Source organism: Pseudoalteromonas sp. RB2-MNA-CIBAN-0110 (genome assembly GCF_040309305.1).
Classification (GTDB): Bacteria; Pseudomonadota; Gammaproteobacteria; order Enterobacterales; family Alteromonadaceae; genus Pseudoalteromonas; species Pseudoalteromonas arctica.
In genome coordinates this window covers 1-415 of record NZ_JBEOOQ010000109.1, presented here as the reverse complement: position 1 = coordinate 415, position 415 = coordinate 1, and the positions used below count along the sequence as shown (strand labels likewise).

Below are 415 nucleotides of genomic sequence, written 5' to 3'. Positions count from 1 at the left end.
CAAAATAGGAACTCAGCTATGGTTTGTTTATCAATAAAAATAAATAAAAAAACGAGTTAATCTACAGGCTCGTTATAGGTTCAAGATGACTTCACACAGAGATTTAAACTCCACGCATGAAAGTGCTGTTCTAGATTCATATAAGAGCCTCCTTTCATCACAAGGTAAAGTACTTAAAATAATTGACAGACCAGATCCGCCTGATGCAATTGTAAAAATTGATGGCGTAGATACTTGGATAGAAATAACAGATGCACACTTTAGTCAAGACACTGTAATCAGTATAACTTCGTATGCAGCGGATGATAAAGTTCACATACCATCAAAAGGCGGTTTAGTTTGTAGTGGTCAATAAAATTTGGCCACAGTTTTAGAATCTTGATATCTAACCTCAGATTCATTTGGCGCTAAGCCG

General features: G+C 35.9%; 1 protein-coding gene. It reads left to right on the top strand.

Annotated elements, in window-relative coordinates:
* Positions 1-85 precede the first annotated feature (85 nt).
* Positions 86-355 (top strand): hypothetical protein, encoded by a 270-nt coding sequence (locus AAEY68_RS20760; protein WP_024592862.1) that lies wholly within the window; start codon positions 86-88, stop codon positions 353-355.
* The last annotated feature ends 60 nt before the right edge of the window (positions 356-415 follow it).

Coding starts and splice junctions, on each gene's coding strand:
- AAEY68_RS20760 (WP_024592862.1), top strand. CDS start 86: ATGACTTCACACAGAGATTTAAACTCCACGCATGAAAGTGCTGTTCTA.